18 protein-coding genes are annotated in these 17,405 nt (G+C 70.0%); 10 read left to right on the forward strand and 8 right to left on the reverse strand.

What is annotated here, in order from left to right; genetic code table 11:
- Positions 1-28: 28 nt before the first annotated feature.
- The 4 genes from pstB to pstS are packed head-to-tail and all read right to left on the reverse strand — an operon-like array spanning position 29 to position 4,176.
- Positions 29-805, reverse strand: a complete 777-nt coding sequence (pstB, locus tag AB0J74_RS06120; RefSeq protein WP_363445188.1) for a phosphate ABC transporter ATP-binding protein PstB — start codon at positions 803-805, stop codon at positions 29-31.
- A gap of 19 nt (positions 806-824) precedes the next feature.
- On the reverse strand, positions 825-1,904 hold the full coding sequence (pstA, locus tag AB0J74_RS06125) for a phosphate ABC transporter permease PstA (protein WP_363445477.1): 1,080 nt from the start codon (positions 1,902-1,904) through the stop codon (positions 825-827).
- Between the two features lie 5 nt (positions 1,905-1,909).
- The gene (gene pstC, locus AB0J74_RS06130; protein ID WP_363445190.1) at positions 1,910-3,028 is read right to left on the reverse strand and encodes a phosphate ABC transporter permease subunit PstC; all 1,119 of its coding nucleotides are present in this window, start codon (positions 3,026-3,028) and stop codon (positions 1,910-1,912) included.
- 41 nt (positions 3,029-3,069) lie between these two features.
- On the reverse strand, positions 3,070-4,176 hold the full coding sequence (gene pstS, locus AB0J74_RS06135) for a phosphate ABC transporter substrate-binding protein PstS (protein WP_363445192.1): 1,107 nt from the start codon (positions 4,174-4,176) through the stop codon (positions 3,070-3,072).
- Between the two features lie 280 nt (positions 4,177-4,456).
- Here pstS and AB0J74_RS06140 point away from each other — a divergent pair, with 280 nt between their 5' ends.
- Positions 4,457-4,954, forward strand: a complete 498-nt coding sequence (locus AB0J74_RS06140; protein ID WP_363445194.1) for an anthrone oxygenase family protein — start codon at positions 4,457-4,459, stop codon at positions 4,952-4,954.
- Here the strand turns inward: AB0J74_RS06140 and mshD are convergent.
- The 3 genes from mshD to AB0J74_RS06155 all read right to left on the reverse strand — a co-directional run bounded on the left by mshD (position 4,946) and on the right by AB0J74_RS06155 (position 7,806).
- Entirely contained in the window at positions 4,946-5,863 is a 918-nt protein-coding gene (mshD, locus tag AB0J74_RS06145) for a mycothiol synthase (RefSeq protein WP_363445196.1), read from the reverse strand. The genes AB0J74_RS06140 and mshD overlap by 9 nt on opposite strands.
- 16 nt (positions 5,864-5,879) lie before the next feature.
- Positions 5,880-6,929, reverse strand: a complete 1,050-nt coding sequence (locus AB0J74_RS06150; RefSeq protein WP_363445198.1) for a polysaccharide deacetylase family protein — start codon at positions 6,927-6,929, stop codon at positions 5,880-5,882.
- 169 nt (positions 6,930-7,098) lie between these two features.
- On the reverse strand, positions 7,099-7,806 hold the full coding sequence (locus tag AB0J74_RS06155) for a response regulator transcription factor (RefSeq protein WP_363445199.1): 708 nt from the start codon (positions 7,804-7,806) through the stop codon (positions 7,099-7,101).
- 243 nt (positions 7,807-8,049) lie between these two features.
- Between AB0J74_RS06155 and AB0J74_RS06160 the strand changes: the two genes are divergently transcribed.
- The 7 genes from AB0J74_RS06160 to AB0J74_RS06190 all read left to right on the forward strand — a co-directional run bounded on the left by AB0J74_RS06160 (position 8,050) and on the right by AB0J74_RS06190 (position 14,421).
- The gene (locus AB0J74_RS06160) at positions 8,050-8,952 is read left to right on the forward strand and encodes a hypothetical protein (protein WP_363445201.1); all 903 of its coding nucleotides are present in this window, start codon (positions 8,050-8,052) and stop codon (positions 8,950-8,952) included.
- Between the two features lie 41 nt (positions 8,953-8,993).
- Positions 8,994-9,776 carry a DUF2993 domain-containing protein gene (locus AB0J74_RS06165; RefSeq protein ID WP_363445203.1) on the forward strand — a complete coding sequence of 261 codons (783 nt, stop codon included), beginning with the start codon at positions 8,994-8,996 and terminating at the stop codon, positions 9,774-9,776.
- Positions 9,777-9,855: 79 nt separating this feature from the next.
- Positions 9,856-9,933, forward strand: coding sequence for an Ms5788A family Cys-rich leader peptide (locus AB0J74_RS06170; protein ID WP_363445479.1), 78 nt, complete (start codon positions 9,856-9,858; stop codon positions 9,931-9,933).
- 151 nt (positions 9,934-10,084) lie between these two features.
- A complete protein-coding gene (locus AB0J74_RS06175) occupies positions 10,085-10,933 on the forward strand; it encodes a sulfurtransferase (protein ID WP_363445205.1) in 849 nt (282 codons plus the stop codon).
- A 5-nt stretch (positions 10,934-10,938) separates the two neighbouring features.
- Positions 10,939-11,259 (forward strand): DUF1416 domain-containing protein, encoded by a 321-nt coding sequence (locus AB0J74_RS06180; RefSeq protein ID WP_363445207.1) that lies wholly within the window; start codon positions 10,939-10,941, stop codon positions 11,257-11,259.
- Positions 11,260-11,327: 68 nt separating this feature from the next.
- Complete coding sequence (locus tag AB0J74_RS06185; RefSeq protein ID WP_363445209.1) at positions 11,328-12,122, forward strand: hypothetical protein; 795 nt, start codon at positions 11,328-11,330, stop codon at positions 12,120-12,122.
- A 31-nt stretch (positions 12,123-12,153) separates the two neighbouring features.
- A complete protein-coding gene (locus tag AB0J74_RS06190; protein WP_363445211.1) occupies positions 12,154-14,421 on the forward strand; it encodes an excinuclease ABC subunit UvrA in 2,268 nt (755 codons plus the stop codon).
- On the opposite strand, the gene AB0J74_RS06195 is transcribed toward AB0J74_RS06190, so the two are convergent.
- Entirely contained in the window at positions 14,408-15,241 is an 834-nt protein-coding gene (locus tag AB0J74_RS06195) for an NUDIX hydrolase (protein ID WP_363445212.1), read from the reverse strand. The two genes, AB0J74_RS06190 and AB0J74_RS06195, sit on opposite strands and share 14 nt — an antisense overlap.
- 39 nt (positions 15,242-15,280) lie before the next feature.
- Here AB0J74_RS06195 and AB0J74_RS06200 point away from each other — a divergent pair, with 39 nt between their 5' ends.
- Together AB0J74_RS06200 and AB0J74_RS06205 are read left to right on the forward strand one after the other, a co-directional pair.
- Positions 15,281-16,243 (forward strand): Gfo/Idh/MocA family oxidoreductase, encoded by a 963-nt coding sequence (locus AB0J74_RS06200; protein WP_363445214.1) that lies wholly within the window; start codon positions 15,281-15,283, stop codon positions 16,241-16,243.
- Positions 16,244-16,315: 72 nt separating this feature from the next.
- The gene (locus tag AB0J74_RS06205) at positions 16,316-16,819 is read left to right on the forward strand and encodes a hypothetical protein (RefSeq protein WP_363445216.1); all 504 of its coding nucleotides are present in this window, start codon (positions 16,316-16,318) and stop codon (positions 16,817-16,819) included.
- Positions 16,820-17,405 lie beyond the last annotated feature (586 nt).

The raw sequence follows: 17,405 nt of genomic DNA on the forward strand, positions 1-17,405 counted from the left end.
CGACCGGCGGTCGCGGGCCCACGAGCGATCAGCCGAAGCGGCCGGTGATGTAGTCCTCGGTCTTCTTCTGGCTCGGGTTGCTGAAGATCTTCTGGGTCGAGTCGTGCTCGATCAGCCGGCCCGGGTCGCCGGTCTTGTCGATCGAGAAGAACGCCGTGCGGTCGGAGACCCGCGCGGCCTGCTGCATGTTGTGCGTCACGATAATGATCGTGTAGCGGTCCTTCAGCTTGAACATCAGGTCTTCGATCGCGAGCGTCGAGATCGGGTCGAGGGCCGAGCAGGGCTCGTCCATCAAGACCACCTGGGGCTCGACCGCGATCGTGCGGGCGATGCACAGCCGCTGCTGCTGGCCACCCGACAGGCCGGCACCCGGCTTGCCGAGGCGGTCCTTCACCTCGTCCCACAGGTTGGCCGAGCGCAGCGCCTTCTCGGCGGCGTCCTGGAGCACGGACTTGCGCCGCACGCCGTTGAGCTTCAGGCCCGCGACCACGTTGTCGAAGATCGACATGGTGGGGAACGGGTTGGGACGCTGGAAGACCATGCCGATCATCCGGCGTACGGCCGTGACGTCGACATCCTTGTCGTAGATGTTCTCGTCGTCGACCGTCAGGCTGCCCTCGACCCGGGCACCCGGCAGCACCTCGTGCATGCGGTTGATGGAGCGCAGGAAGGTCGACTTGCCGCAACCCGACGGACCGATCAGCGCGGTCACGGTCTTCGGCTCGACGCGCAGGTTGATGTTGTCGATCGCCTTGAACGAGCCGTAGTAGGCGGTGACCCCGGTCGCTTCGACACGCTTGGCCATGTTGTCAGTCCTTCAGTTGCTAGCGAGGGATGCGGTTGCGGCGGGCGAGCAGCTTCGCCGCGATGGTCAGGATCAGGACGAGTGCCACCAGGGTGAGCGCCGCCGTCCAGGCCCGGGCGGGTGCGAAGCGCGAGGCGTCGCCAGCCTGCTGGAACACGAACAGCGACAGCGAGCCCTGCTGCGCCGAGAAGGGGTTGAAGTTGATCGCGGCACTGCCGCCGGCGACCAGCAGCACCGGCGCGGTCTCGCCGGCCGCACGCGCGATCGACAGCATGATGCCGGTGACGATGCCCGGGAGGGCCGTCGGGATGACGATCTTCAGGATCGTCTTCCACTTGGGCACGCCCAGGGCGTAGGACCCTTCGCGCAGGGGCGCCGGCACCAGGCGCAGCATCTCCTCCGTCGAACGCACGATCGTCGGCAGCATCAGCACGCTCAACGCCAGCGCGGCCGCAAAGCCGGAGAAGGCCGGCTTGCCGTCGTTGAACCACGGCGACACGATCAGCACCCAGAAGGCCAGGACGAACAGGCCGGCGACGATCGACGGGATGCCCGTCATGACGTCGACGAAGAACCGGATGACGAAGGTGAACCGGCCGCGGCCGTATTCGACGATGTAGATCGCCGCGAGGATGCCCAGCGGGATGGTGATCAGCGCCGCGATGCCGACCTGCTCCAGCGTGCCGATGATCGCGTGGTAGGCGCCGCCGTCGGGGTCGCGTGCGCCGATGTTGTTCATCGAGGTGCCGAAGAAGTTGCCGTCGAGGCGGTCGGCGCCCTTGGAGATCAGCGTCCAGACCACCGAGACGAGCGGCAGCACCGCGAGCACGAACGCCGAGTGGATCAGGGCGCTCCAGGTGCGGTTGCGCGCCGACCGCCGTCCCTCGATCGCGTTGACCGCGATGTAGACGCCGGCCAGGTAGAGGATCAGCCCGATGACGAGGACGAGCACCCAGTTGCCGATGCCGGCGCCGTAGACCAGCGCGGCCGACAGGCCGAGGGCGACGACCGCGATGCCGAGCAGCGCGACGGTGGGCAGTTTCTTCGTGTGCAGCTTCGGGTCCTGACCCGGAGCCGGCAACTCTGTCGCGGTGGCCATCGTGGTCATGCGGCGGACTCCGTGAACTCGCGACGCCGGTAGATGATCGCCCGGGCAATCATGTTGACGATGAGGGTGATCGTGAAGAGCACCAGACCCGAGGCGATGAGCGCGCCACGGCCGATCTCGCCGGCCTCACCGAAGCCGTTGGCGATGTTGGCGGCGATCGTGTTGCCGCCGTTCTTGATCAGGTTGGGCGTGATCTCGTTGAGGAAGCCCAGCGTCATCGCGAGCGCGATGGTCTCGCCGAGCGCGCGGCCGAGGCCGAGCATCACCGAGGCGATCACGCCGGGCCGCCCGTAGGGCAGGACCGCGGTGCGGATCATTTCCCACTTGGTCGAACCGAGTGCCCAGGCCGCCTCTTCGTTGGCGGTCGGCGTCTGCATGAAGACCTCGCGGGACAGCGAGGTGATGATCGGCAGCACCATGATGGCCAGGACCAGCCCGCCGAGCATCAGCGAACGGCCGAACGGCCCGTCGCCGCCGAAGAGCGGCAGCCAGCTGAAGTATTTGTTGAGCCAGACCGAGAAGTCGCGGACCGGCTGGACGAAGACGATCAGACCCCAGAGGCCGAACACCACACTGGGTACGGCGGCCAGCAGGTCGATGAGGAAGCCGAGGGTCGTCGCGATCCGCTTGTGCGCGTAGTGCGAAAGGTAGAGCGCGATGCCCAGCGCGATCGGCACGGCGACGATCAGGGCGATCACCGCGGTGATGACCGTGCCGTAGGCGAGCGCCGCGATGCCGAAGTGCGGCGGCGTGTCGTTGGCGAACCACTCCTTGGTGGTCAGGAAGTTGGTGTTGTCGGCACGAAGTGCGGGCACCGCCTTCGCGATCAGGAAGACGGTGATCGCCACGATGACGACCAGGACCATCGTGCCGGCGGCCAGCGTCGTGACGCGGAAAACAGACTCGGCGCCGAAACCCTTGCGTCGCGGCAAAGCGCCGCCGCCGCCCAGGCCACCACCGTTGGTGCGGAAGTCAGGCGGCACCGGGGCGTTGCCACCCGGTTGCCCGTCGAGAACGCCGGTCGACGCCGTTGCACCGGCGGGCCGGGCGTGACTGGTGGTCACGCCCGGCCCCCCGGTGCTGACGTCGCCCGAGCGGGTGTGCCTGTCGGCCATCTGCTCGCTCGATTCGTCTTCGGTTCGGTTCCTAAGGTTTCTCAGGCCAGGTTCTTGATCGCGGCCGCGACCTTGGTCTGCACCTCGGTCGGCAGCGGGGCGTAGCCCAGCTCGGTCAGCGAACCCTGACCTTCGGCGCCGGCGGCGTAGTTGAGGAAGCCCTTGACCAGCGCGAGCTTGTCGGCCGGGGTGCCCTTGCTGCAGACGATCTCGTAGGTCACCAGGACGATCGGGTAGGCACCCGCGGTCTTGGTGGCGTAGTCGATCTTCATCTTGAGGTCGTCGCCGGTGCCGGTGACCTGAGCGCCGGCGATGGTCTTGCCGGCCGCGTCGGCGGTCAGCTCGGTGTATTCACCGGCGCCGTTCTTGATCTTGGCCTTGGACAGGCCGCCGTTCTCGGCGTAGGACCACTCCATGTAGGCGATCGCGCCTTCGGTGCTCTTCACCGAGGTGGCCACGCCGTCGGAACCCTTGGAGCCGGTGCCGCCCGGAGCCTTCCACGCCTTCGCGTTGCCGAAGGTCCAGTTGGCCTCGGCCACGGTGCTCAGGTATTTGGTGAAGTTGTCGGTCGTGCCCGACTCGTCGGAACGGTGCACGGTCTGGATGTTGGTCGACGGGAGCGTGGCGCTCGGGTTGTCGGCCTTGATCGCCGCGTCGTCCCACTTCTTGACGGTGCCGGCGAAGATCTTCGCCAGGGTGTCGGCGCTGAGCTGCAAGCCGTCGACGCCAGGCAGGTTGTAGGCGACCGCGACCGGGCCGATCACCATGGGCAGGTGGATCGCCGGGCCGGAAGCGCACCGGGCGTCGGCCTTCGGCTGCTCCTCGTCCTTGAGCGCCGAGTCGGAACCCGCGAAGTCGGCCGTGCCGGCGATGAACGACTGGATACCAGCGCCCGAGCCGTTGGGCTCGTAGTTGATCGTCGTGCCGGAGCACTGCTGCTGGTAGGCCTTGCGCCACTCGTCAACGGCGTTCTTCTGGGCGGAGGACCCGAACGCGTTGAGCGTGCCGGAAGCGCAGTCCGCTGCCGCGGTGGAGGCGCCGCTCGCCGCCGGCGTGCTGGGCGACTCGTTGTCGGAGCCGCACGCGCTGAGCGCGAGTGCCGCCGTCAGAGCGAGGCAGGCGATGGTGCCGTGCCGCTGGAGCTTCACCTGAGGGATATCCCTTCGAAACGGGTTTTTTCGGTAGGATCCCGGAGGCCGCTGCCCCCGGGGTTGAGCCGACGCGTGGCCGGCTACCAGCGAAGTTAAGAGGGATAGGTAGCCGACTCCCCGGACCCGAGTGAACGGGCGGTGAACAGCTCCGGCTAGGAAAGTGGCCACCTGCTGAGCCAGGGATGTCGATTCCGTGAACCGACCGCAGACGCTGGCGTATGGGCGCGAGCGTCTCGACGATGGCAGCGCGCACCCGGCGGCCCGGAGACTGATGGGCATGACCGAACTGCTGACCGTGCGGGGTGGCTTTCTGGCGCTGGCGGCACTGGCGACGGGTCTGGCCGCCGGTCTCTTCTACGCGTTCTCCGTCGCGGTGATGCGCGGCCTGGCCAGCACCGACGACCGCGCCTTCGTGCTCGCGATGCGTGAGATCAACATCAAGATCCTCAATGGCCTGTTCGCGTTCGCGTTCGGGGGCGCGATGCTGTTCACGCTCGTCGCGCTGGCGCTCAACACAGGCGAGCGCACGGTCTGGTGGATCGTCGCCGCCGCGGTCCTCTACGCCGCGCAGCTCGCTGTGACGTTCGGCATCAACATCCCGCTCAACAACGCCCTGCTGGCCGGCACCGACCCGGAGCGGATGACCGACCCGCACGCGGTACGCGTCGCGTTCGAGGCGAGGTGGGTGCGCTGGAACCACGTGCGCACGTGGCTGGTCAGCGGGGCGTTCGTGAGCCTGATCGGCGCACTGGCCGAATACGGCCGGTCACTGTGAGCGGCGATAGCTCACATCGGTCGCCCACACCGCGAACCCGAGCCCCGTGTAGAGCCGGACCGCGGGCGTGTTGGACTCGTCGACGTAGAGCATCGCCTGGTCCAGCCCGGCCGACCGCAGATAGCGCAGCCCCGCGATGGTCAGCGCACCGCCCAGCCCGCGACCGTGCGCGTCCGGGTCGACACCGACCACGTAGACCTCGCCGATGGGGTCGTGCTGGTGCCCGCCCTTGCCGTGCACCTTGGTCCAGTGGAAGCCGAGCAGCGCGCCGCTCGCGGAGTCGACCGCGAGCAGGAAACCGGCGGGGTCGAACCACGGCTCCGCCATCCGGATGCGCAGGTCGTCGATGGTCCACCGGCCCTGGTCGGGGTGGTGCGCGAAGGCCCGGGCGTTGACCCGCACCCAGTCTTCGTCGTCGCGGCCCGGCTCGAAGGCGCGCAGGGTCACCCCGGCCGGCAGGTCGCGCTCGGGCAGCGGCGCGAAGAGCGAGCGGCGCATCTGGAAGAGCACCCGGGCCCGGCTGAAGCCGAGTTCTACCGCCAGGGCGCCGGCCGACGGGTGGTCGCCGTGGGCCCAGAGGCGCAGCGGTCGCGACCCGGCCACCTCGATCGCGGCGTTGACCAGCGCCCGACCGAGGCCGTGCCGGCGGCGCAGCGGGTGCACGACCAACTCGGCGGCCGCGCCCTCGACCTCGTCAGTCGTGTCGACGTGGGCGTAGCCGGCCAGCGAGCCGTCGGGGCCGCGGACGACCAGGTGCACCGCGTGCTGCTCGCCGCCATGCCGGATGTGCAGCACGACGTGCTCGGAGAACGGGTAGGCACCGTCGGTGTCACTGGCCTGCGAGGCCAGGTCGAGCACCGCCGCGATGTCAGCGGCCTCCAGATGGGCGAGCCGCTCCACGTTGGTCACGTGATCACGTTAGCCGTCAGTCCTGTCCTGGGTGCAGGGGCAGATCGCGGCCGTGCAGCAGGGGCGGATCGACACCGGGCGGCAGGGCCGCCAGCGCGAACTGCTTCTCCTGCAGGTCGGGCAGGATCTTCTTGAGCGCGGCGACGGTGCCGTCACGGGGGCCGCCGGCGTCGTGCATCAGCACGATCGAGCCGCGTACGGTGTCGGTCTCGACGACCTTCTCGATGGCCTTCTCGCCCGGGACGGTCCAGTCCACCGGGTCGACCGCCCAGTGCAGCGCCGACATGCCCAGTTCCTTGGCCACCTCCACGGCCGCCGGGGTCCAGGCGCCGCCCGGGTGCCGGAAGTAGGAGATCTTGGCGTCCGGCACCGCCTTGTGGATCGCGTCGTTGGTCCGCACCATGTCGGCCCGGATCGCCGCCTTCGACTTGGTGCCCAGCGTGGTGTCGTGGTTCCAGGTGTGGTTGCAGAGTGTGTGCCCCTTGGCCACGATCTCCTGCACCAGCTGTGGGTATTGCTCGACCATCTCGCCGACCAGGCAGAACGTCGCCTTGACCTGATACTCGTCGAGCAGCGCGAGCACCTGCGGGGTGTATTTCGGGTCCGGGCCGTCGTCGAAAGTCAGCGCGACCTGGAGCGTCCCGGTGGTGACCCGGCTGCCGAACGGCCCGGCGCTGTCGGGCATCAGCGGCGGCTTGCCCGGGCCAACGACGACCTGTTCGTTGAAGACGGCGGGGATGGGCGGTGCGGCCGGCACACCCTGCCGCTGTGGTGCCGCGCCGCCCGGCGCCGCGCCCGACTGGGTCGGCGCCACATCGGCCTTCGGCGGCGAGGTGGCCCGGCCGGCCACGGTCCGGCGGGACGGCGTGGCGACGGGGGTGTCGTCGGCGGCGGCACCGCGGTGCCGGTTGCCGCGCGCGGCGTCGACGTCGTACTCGCCGCTCGCCGTCCTGCCCTTGTCGTGGTCCTCGTGTGTGGCGTTGCCGATGAGATAGGAGCTGCCCAGGATCGCCGAGACGATGACGGTGACGAGCCCGAGGGTCCGGGTGGTGGGTCCGAGCTTCATCAGCTCCACCGGCCAACCGCGTGCGCGCAGGTCACCCCAGCCACCGCCGCCTCCTCAATACGGGTACGGCGCTAGCGTATGAATTTTTCGGGTTTTATATGACCAGAATGGGACAAACGATGGAGGCCACCCCGAAGTTACGGCGTGGCCTCCAACGGGTTTGCCGGAATCAGACCGACAGCAGCTCGTTGTCGGGTAGGGACCGCGACGGCGGCACGACGAACTTGTAGCCGACCTGGCGGACCGTGCCGATCATCGACTCGTATTCGGAGCCCAGCTTGGCCCGCAGCCGCCGCACGTGCACGTCGACGGTGCGGGTGCCGCCGAAGTAGTCGTAGCCCCAGACCTCGCGCAGCAACTGGTCGCGGGTGAACACCCGGCCGGGGTGCTGGGCGAGGAACTTGAGCAGCTCGAACTCCTTGTAGGTGAGGTCGAGCGGGCGGCCCTTGAGCTTGGCGGCGTAGGTGTCGGGGTCGATGGTCAGCTCGCCGCCCCGGATCAGGCCGTTCGCGGCGTTGGTGGCGTTGGTCAGCCGGCCGACCGCGAGCCGCAGCCGGGCCTCGACCTCGGCCGGGCCGGCGCTGGCCAGGACCACGTCGTCGACGCCCCAGTCGGCGTTGAGTGCGATCAGGCCGGCCTCGGTGACCACGGCCAGCAGCGGCACGCCCAGCCCGGTCGCGTGCAGCATCCGGCACGTGGCCCGGGCCTCGGACAGCTCGGAACGGGCGTCGACGAGAACGGCGTCGGGGCTGGGGCCGTTGACCAACGTGCGCACGTCGCGGGGCGCGGTGCGGACCGAGTGCGGCAGCAGGTCGAGCGCGGACAACACGCTCGACGGTTCGCTGGCGCGAGCGGTCACCAGCAGCAGGATCTCCACGCGTCAGTCACCTCCGTCTTAACGCGGCGTGGCGGCCGCGGCGGGGAACCCGGCTTCGCTGACGGGGTGGTGCCAGCCTCGCGCAGCCGTGTTACGCCTGCGTAAACGCCCTCCGCGAGTCGAACTGAGCTTAACCGATGAGAAGGCCGTAACCGGGCGGTGGCGGTCCGTTCATCTGAGCGACCTGGCGGATCGGGCACCGCGAAGTGCCCCTGGTTCGTGCGGGTCTGGCACGATCGGACCGTGTTCCCCTCAGGTTCCACGGAGGCGGCGGCCGAATCCGTCACACCGACCGACGACGATCTCGACGAGATAGAGATCACGCCGGTCCGGCCGGCGCTGTCGGTCGCCATCGCGGCGTTCGCCGCGCTCGTCGGCGTCGGGCTGGTCTTCGGTGCCCAGTCGAGCAGTCCTGGCTCCCGCGGCGCCTTCGCCCTGGTGCTGCTCGGGGTGCAGGTGCTCTACGTGCTGGCCTGGCTGATGGCGACCCGGCCGCCGGCGCTGCTCGTGGTCGGCGGGATCTGCCTGGTCGTGGCCGGGTGGAGCGACCTGGCCGCGGTGCGCTCGGCCGAGCCCGGGCTGACGACGCTGGCCCTGATCGCCCTGGCCGGCATCGCCGCGACGGTGGTCAGCCAGGTCATCCGGCCGGCCGACCGCCGGCGGATCAGCGAGTCGCTGCGGGCCACGCTGGCGCTGGTCGTCGGCGTGGTCGCGTTCGCGGCGCTGATCATGCTGAGCCGGGTGCCGCTGGGCACCCAGGTGATCTTCCTGTGCGTCACGTCCAGCGCGGTCGCGCTCGTCGTCGCCCGGCTGGCCGACGCGGTCTACCCGAAGCCGCGGCTGGCTCCGCAGGTGGCCCGCGGCGCCGCCGGCGTGATCTTCGGTGCGATGGCCGGGACGCTGCTCAGCGCCATCATCGGGTCCTACCTCTACACGTTCAGCCCGAGCAGCGCCGCGGTCGTCGGCCTGGTCACCGCCGTGTTCGCGGTGCTGGCCGACCTCGCGGTCGACTACGCCGAGGCGGGCCGGCAGATGGCCGGCGACACGCCGACGCTGTGGGTGGCCCGGCACATGCAGGGTCCGCTCGGCGGCTTCGCCCTGGCCGCGCCGGCCGCGTACGTCATGACGGTGCTGTTCCTGACCTGACCCGGCTGGGTAAGGAGGAGACCAGACAACGAGGAGGAATGGTGACCACCACCTACTACGCGGAGGAGACCCGCCCGCGCCGTCGCCGCGGACGGCGCGTGTTGATCACGCTGCTGGTGCTGCTGATCGTGATCGCCGGGATCCTGGTCGTGGGTGACCGGGTGGCCGCCAACTTCGCCGAGAAGAAGATCGCCGAGCAGGTCAGCCAGGAGATCACCGCCCAGAACGCGCAGGCCGCCCCGCCGGAGGTGTCGGTCGGCGGCTTCCCGTTCCTGACCCAGGTGCTGGCCGGCCACTACGAGAAGATCACGATCGTCATGCGCGACGTGAAGGGCGACGTCAACGGCGACTCGGTCAGCCTGCCCAAGCTCGACGTGGTCGCGCACGACGTGGCGGCGTCGATCGACACGTTGCGCAGCGGCCAGGGCGACGTGGTCGCGAAGACCGTCGACGGCACCGGCACGATCAGCTATGACAGCGTCACCGCGCTGATCGACCAGCCCGGCCTCAAGCTCTCCGAGCGCGAGGGCAAGTTGGTGGCCAGCGCGCCGATCGAGGTGCTGGGCCAGCGATTCACCGTCAACGGTTCGGCCGAACTGTCGATCAAGGGGAAGCAGATCCAGATCCGGTTCGCCGACGCCTCCGCCGAAGGGCTGCCGGCCGTGCCGCTCGCGCAGCAGGTGGTCGGCAACTTCATCAAGCAGATCTCGATCAACGTGGATGTGCCGGCCCTGCCGTTCCAGATGGTGCTCAAAGAGGTGCACCCCACTCCTGAGGGCCTGGCCGTGACCGCGACGGCCAACGACGTGCCGATCAGCTCGTGACCCGGCTCACCCTTCCGGCACTCCCGGATGGTGGTCAGCTCGGTGACCTCGCAGGGCACGGCTGGTAACGTTTGTTCGCATGGGGACGCTCCTCACCAAACGGCGCGCGGTCGACCTGTGCCGCGTGGCCACCTGCCTGTGTTGCGCCGTCAACTGACGGCGGCTAGCTGAGGTTCCCCCAACTCGTCCGGCAGTGCCGCCGTCGCTCGTACCCGTGATCCCTAGTCCTGGGTCACGCGCGTGGAGCGGCGACCATCCCCCGCGCGCGTTACTCACCACCATCTCCAGCCACACACAGGAGTGAATTGATGAGTCGCGACACCGCACTCGTATCGGCCGACTGGGCCGAGAAGAACCTCGGCGCCCCCGGCGTGGTGTTCGTCGAGGTCGACGAAGACACCAGCGCCTACGAGGGTGGCCACCTGCCCGGCGCGATCAAGCTGGACTGGAAGACCGACCTCCAGGACCCGGTGCGCCGGGACTTCGTCAACAAGGAGCAGTTCGAGGCGCTGCTCTCGGCGCGGGGCATCGGCAACGACGACACCGTCGTGCTCTACGGCGGCAACAACAACTGGTTCGCCGCCTACGCCTACTGGTACTTCAAGCTCTACGGCCACGGCGACGTCAAGCTGCTCGACGGCGGCCGCAAGAAGTGGGAGCTCGACGCCCGCCCGCTGGTCAAGGACGCCGTCGCGCGCGAGCAGACCGCCTACACCGCGCAGGAGCCCGACACCACGATCCGCGCGTTCCGCGACGAGGTGGTGAGCGCCATCGGCACGCAGAACCTCGTCGACGTGCGCTCGCCCGACGAATACGCCGGTCGGCTGCTGGCGCCGGCCCACCTCCCACAGGAGCAGGCCCAGCGCGCCGGTCACATCCCGACCGCGGTCTCGGTGCCCTGGTCGAAGGCCGCCAACGAAGACGGCACCTTCAAGTCCGACGACGACCTGCGCGCCATCTACGCGGCGGCCGGCCTCGACGAGAGCAAGGACACGATCGCCTACTGCCGGATCGGCGAGCGCTCCTCGCACACCTGGTTCGTGCTCAAGGAACTGCTCGGCCACGCCAGCGTGAAGAACTACGACGGTTCCTGGACCGAATACGGTTCGCTGGTCGGCGTGCCGGTCGCGCTCGGCGACGAGCCGGGGAAGGCGTGACGACCATGACCCTTCCCGTAGACGCGAGTTGCGCGGCACCCGACCAGTCCGCGCCCATGCCGGCCAGCGTCGACCTCGAGAAGGAAACGGTGATCACCGGCGTCGTGACGGCGCCCGACGGTTCCGTCGTCGGCGGTGCCTACGTCCGGCTGCTCGACGCCACCGGTGAGTTCGCCGCTGAGGTGGTCACCTCGCCGGCCGGCCAGTTCCGGTTCTTCGCCGCTCCGGGCACCTGGACCCTGCGGGCGCTGTCCCGGCACGGCAACGGCGACACCACGGTCACCGCCGTCCGCGGCGTAACCGAGACCGGTGTCAGCGTCGGCTGAGACGCTCTGACGCTTCGACGACGGCGCCCCGGCCACCGGCCGGGGCGCCGTCATGTCACCATGGCCCGGTGACCGCGACGCGCCGACGACTCCTCGTGTTCGGCGGCCTGCTCGCCTGGGCCCTCGTGCTCGGCGGTCTCGCGGTCGTCTCGCATCGCACCGACCCGCCGACCGTGCGCGAGCAGCGTGACCTGGCCGCAGGGGTCGGCGCGCTCGACCGGGCGCTGGGGTTGACGGTCGGCCAGGCCGGCCCCCGGACCGTCCCGGTGATCATGCCGGTCACGATCAACGAGGGCTGCCGCATCACGCCGATGCGCTCCGGCGCGACCGCCACCGGCGTGGTCCGCTTCTTTACCGCGGCCGGCGGCGCCGAAGACTTCCTGACCGTGCTGGGCGCCGGCTATCCGGCGTCCTACCTGGTCGAGGTCAGCACCGACCGCAAGGCGCTGCGCGCCGACGCCGGCGAGTTCGTCGCACTCCGCGGCAAGGTCATTTCGCCCGAGGAAGTGCAGGTCACGCTGACCACCGGCTGCCGGCCGGTGAACACCGCGGTCGCGCACCTGCTGCCGGAATATCCGCAGGAGGCAGGGCCCCGCGACCTGCTCACCGCGCTCGGCGCGAGCGTGGTCGACGACGAGTCGATCAGCTTCGCGCAGTGCCCGGCCGGCGGGCCCACCGTGACGGCGTCGGCGGTCGGCCACGGCCTCACCGCCGGGCCCGCGGCGGCGCGCGCGCACGACGGCGGCGACCTCGTTCTGGACACCACGAAGGCGTACGCCTACCGGCGCGGCCCTAGCGAGGCGGTCGCGCTGCTGCCGACCGGCGGGCACGACACCCGGGCGTACGTGACGAAACTCTGTTGACCGCTCGGCGCCGTTCCGTACAGTGTACGGCGTGCAGACGGACTTTATCGAGATCATCGGAGCCCGCGAGAACAACCTCAAGAACGTCGCCGTCCGGATCCCGAAACGCCAGATCACCGTGTTCACCGGGGTGTCGGGGTCGGGCAAGTCGTCACTCGTCTTCGACACCGTCGCCGCCGAGGCGCAGCGCCAGCTCAACGAGACCTTCACCGCGTTCGCCCGCAACTTCCTGCCCAGCTACGGCCAGCCCGACGTCGACTCGATCGCCAACCTGTCGGCCGCCATCATCGTCGACCAGAAGCGGCTCGGCGGCAGTTCCCGCTCGACGGTCGGCACCATTACCGACATCAACCCGCTGATCCGGCTGCTCTTCTCCCGGGTCGGCCGGCCCTACGTCGGGTTCTCCAACGCGTTCTCGTTCAACGACCTGCAGGGCATGTGCCCCGAGTGCGAGGGCCTGGGCCAGGTCACCACCATCGACCTCGACAAGTTCCTCGACCGGTCGAAGTCACTCAAGGGCGGCGCCATCCTGCACCCCGACTTCGCCGCCGGCGGGTGGTATCTGAACGGCTATCTGCACTCCGGCTTCTACGACCCCGACAAGCCGCTCGCCGAGTTCACCGACGAGGAGATGGAGCGGCTGCTGCACGGCACCGGCAAGGTCCCGCTCGAGTGGCAGGGCGGGAAGATCAACACCACCTACGAGGGCCTGGTCGACAAGTTCAACCGGCTCTACATCAAGAAAGACCTCGGCGCGATGTCCGACCGCAACAAGGCGGTCCTCCTCCGCTTCGTCACGACCGGCACCTGCCCGCTCTGCAAGGGCGCCCGGCTCACCCAGGCGGCGCTGGCCGCCGAGGTCGCCGGCTATCACATCACCGATCTGCTGGCCATGGAGGCGACCGAACTGCTGGCCACGCTGCGCGAGCTGGCGCCGACCGTCGACGCGGCCGGGCGCCCGATCGTGGAGAGCCTGACCGACCGCGTGCAGAACCTGGTCACCATCGGCCTCGGCTACATCCGGCTCGACCGGGAGACGACCAGCCTGTCCGGCGGCGAGTCACAGCGGATCAAGATGGTCCGCCACCTGAGCAGCAGCCTGACCGACATGATGTATGTCTTCGACGAGCCCAGCATCGGCCTGCACGCACACGACGTGCAGCGGCTCAACGAGTTGCTGGTCAAGTTGCGCGACAAGGGCAACACGGTGCTGGTCGTCGAGCACGACCGGGACGTGATCGCCATCGCCGACCACGTCGTCGACATGGGACCGAGGGCCGGCGCACACGGCGGCGAGGTGGTCTTCACCGGCACGGTCGCCGAACTGTCCGGCGCGCCGACGCTGACCGGCCGGTGCATGGAGCACGCGCTGCCGCTCAAGGCGCACGCCCGCGCCGCGACCGGCGCGCTGACCATCCGCGGCGCGACGGTCAACAACCTCAAGAACGTCACGGTCGACATCCCGACCGGGGTGTTCACCGTGGTCACCGGCGTGGCCGGGTCCGGCAAGAGCTGTCTGATCAACGACGTGTTCCTCGGCCGATTCCCGGACGCGATCGACATCGACCAGTCGGCGGTCGGCGCCTCGATCCGGTCCAACCCGGCCACCTACACCGGGCTGATGGACGACATCCGCCGGCTGTTCGCCAAGGCCAACGGCGTCAACGCCGGCCTGTTCAGCTTCAACTCCAAGGGCGCCTGCCCCAACTGCCAGGGCCTCGGGGTGCTCTACACCGACCTCGGGTTCATGGACGGGTTCAAGTCGCCGTGCGACGTCTGCCACGGCCGGCGGTTCTCCGAGGAGGTGCTCGGCTACCACCTCCGGGGCCGGTCGATCGCCGACGTGCTGGAACTGACGGCGGCCGAGGCGGTGGAGTTCTTCACCGAGAAGAAGCTGCGGGCGATCCTCACTGCGGTCAACGACGTGGGGCTCGACTATCTGCGGCTCGGCCAGCCGTTGAGCACGCTCTCCGGCGGCGAGTGCCAGCGGATCAAGCTCGCCACCGAACTGCACAAGACCGGCACGGTGTACGTCATGGACGAGCCGACCACCGGCCTGCACATGTCCGACATCGCGCACCTGCTGGCGATCGTCGACCGGCTGGTCAACCAGGGCAACTCGGTGGTCGTCATCGAGCACAACCTCGACGTGATCAAAAACGCCGACTGGATCATCGACCTCGGCCCGGAGGGCGGCACCAAGGGCGGCGAGGTGCTCTTCACCGGCACGCCGGCCGACCTGTGCAAGGCCGACACCCACACGGCGGAGGCGGTGCGGCGCGACCTCAGCGGTAGGTGAACCGCGGGCCGCGATCCCCGGTGAGGTCGAGCGTAGGCGTCATCGGGGTGGCCGGCTCGCGGTCGGCCGCGGCCGCGAACACCGATGCGATGTCGGGGCAGGCGCCGACCTGCTTGAGCGTCATCACGGTGGGCGGCAGCATGGCCACCTCGCGGCGCTCGGCCCGGGCCACCGCCTCGGCCGGCCGGATCCACATGGTGTGGTCGGCCTCGCCGGAGACGTCGCGGGTGACCTGGCCACCCGGCAGCGCGGCGACGAAGAAGTAGGTGTCGAACCGGCGCGGCTCGAACTCCGGCGTGATCCAGCGGCTCCACGGCGCCAGCAGGTCGGCGCGCAGGGTCAGGTCACGCTGCCGGAGCAGGTCGGCGAAGCCGAGGTCGCGGGCGACCAGCGCGCGCCGGGCCGCTTCCCAGTCGTCGCCGCTGACGTCGCCGACGACGGTGTCGGCGGTCGGGCCGGCGAGCAGCACGCCGGCCTCTTCGAAGACCTCACGGGCGGCGGCGCAGACGATCGCCTGGGCGCGCTCGGGGTCGGTTTCGAGCCGCTGCGCCAGGGCCGCCGGGTCAATGCCGAGGTCGGCCTGTGAGTCGCCGGGGTCCACGCCGCCGCCGGGGAACGCGTACATCCCGCCGAACGCCATCGCGGCGACCCGGCGGATCAGGTAGACGTCGAAGCCGCCGGCTGTCGTGCCCGCCGGCGCTGTCGGGCGCAGCAGCAGGACGGTCGCGGCCAGGCGGGGCACCGCGGGGGATCTGCCTTCGGCCGCGAAGCGCCGAGCGTGGTCGGCGATCTCCGGCGGCACCTCGAACTCCTCGACCACCGGCAGAGCCTAGCGGTTGGCTCGGCTAACCTGCGGGCCATGACGCGATGGGGAATTCTGGCAACCGGCGCGATCGCGGCCAAGTTCGCCGCCGACCTGCGGTTCGTGCCCGGTGCCGAGCTCGCGGCGGTGGGGTCGCGCTCGATCGAGTCGGCCAAGGCGTTCGCCGACCGCTTCGGCGCGCCCCGGGCGCACGGCTCGTGGGAGGCGCTGGCCGCCGACGACGACGTTGACGTGATCTACGTCGCGACCCCGCACGCGGCGCACCACGCGGCGGCGATGACCTGCCTGCGGGCCGGCAAGCCGGTGCTCTGCGAGAAGCCGGTCACGCTCGACCGGGCCAGTGCCGCCGAGCTGGTCGACACCGCGCGCGACGCGGGCGTCTTCTTCATGGAGGCGATGTGGACCAGAATCAATCCGACCGTACGCACGGTGCTGGACCTGATCGCGGCCGGCGAGATCGGCAACGTGACCACCGTATCCGCTGATTTCGGGATTTATGGTCCTTTCCTGCCCGACCACCGCCTGCGGGCCCGCGAGCTCGGCGGCGGCGCCCTGCTCGACCTGGGCGTCTACCCGGTCACGATGGCCCACCTGGTGCTCGGCGCGCCCGACCACGTCCGGGCCTGGGCCAAGATCGGCCCAGAGGGCACCGACGAGAACACCGGCATCCTGTTCGGCTACGACTCGGGCGCGGTCGCGTCGCTGACCTGCGGCCTGCTGGGGTCGACCGGCGTACAGGCGACGATCACCGGCACCGGCGGCCGGATCGAGTTGCCGGACTTCTTCCACACGACGTCCTACACGCTGCACCGCCCGGGCGCCTCGCCGTCTGTGGTCACCCGCGCGCAGGAGGGCCACGGCTACCAGTTCGAGGCGATCGAGGTGCAGCGCTGCCTCGATGCCGGCCTGCTGGAGAGCCCCCTGATTCCGCACGACACCACGCTCGAGGTGATGGGCCTGCTCGACGAGATCCGCGCCCAGATCGGGGTCACGTACTAACCCAAACCGGCCCGGTTGCCCCGCTCCCGCGGCGAAGATTGGTGAGAAGTCTTCGCACGAGGGGTGGTTGCCATGCAGGCGCTTGTCGGATCGATGACCGAGGCCGAGCAGATGCTGGTGCGGGAGACCGCGGGCGAGGAGCTGGCCCCGCTCGACGAAGACGAGCTGGTGGCGCTGCACACCCGGGTGCGCCGGGCGCGGGACAAATACACCAAGCTCTACCGCCGCCAGTCGGCGGAGCGGGTGCGCTCCACCGGGGCCCGCGGCAAGGCCTACCCGAGGGGCAGCCGCGACCGCGACAAGGCCGAGGTCTTCGAGGCCGCACTGGCCCGGGTGAGCCGCCGCTTGGCCGCGGCCGCCCGCGCCGCGGCCCGCGAACTCAAGGCCGAGCGCATCGCCGAGGCCCGCGCGGCCACGTTCACCCCGCCGCCGCCTCCCCCATCGTCGGGCGGCCGCCGCGATCCCCGCGACGACCAGGTCGCCGACCGCAGCCATCGCACGCCGGACCGCCTCAAGCGCCACGCCACGACCCGGGCCGCCACCAAGCGCGCCCAGGCCCGCAAGGACACCCGCTAACCACCGCGGTCTCGAGGACAGGTCCCTGCACACGTCCAGGCCGCAATGGCATCCGCTAACCACCGTGGTCTCGCGGACAGGCCGCCACCCACGCGTCCGGGACGCAACCGCGAACCGCGCGCGGTCTCGCGGACAGGCCCCCACGCGTCCGGGACCCAAGGACCACCGCTACCGCCGCGGTCTGGCGAACCGGCCGCCGCCCACGCGTGCAGGCCCGCAAAGACAACCGCTAACCGCAGCGGTCTCGCGGACAGGCCCCCACCCAGACGTCCAGGCCCGCAAAAGACAACCGCCAAGCGCCGCGGTCTCGCGGACAGGCGCCCACCCAGAGGTCCAGGCCCGCAAAAGACAACCGCCAACCGCGCGCGGTCTCGCGGACAGGCCCCCACCCAGAGGTCCAGGCCCGCAAAAGACAACCGCCAACCGCAGCGGTCTCGCGGACAGGCCCCCACCCAGACGTCCAGGCCCACAAAACAACCGCTTATCGCCGCGGTCTCGCGGACAGGCCCCCACCCAGACGTCCAGGCCCACAAAACAACCGCTTATCGCCGCGGTCTCGCGGACAGGCCCCCACCCAGACGTCCAG

It is taken from the genome of Asanoa sp. NPDC049573 (assembly GCF_040676615.1).
In the GTDB taxonomy this organism is placed as follows: domain Bacteria; phylum Actinomycetota; class Actinomycetes; order Mycobacteriales; family Micromonosporaceae; genus Asanoa.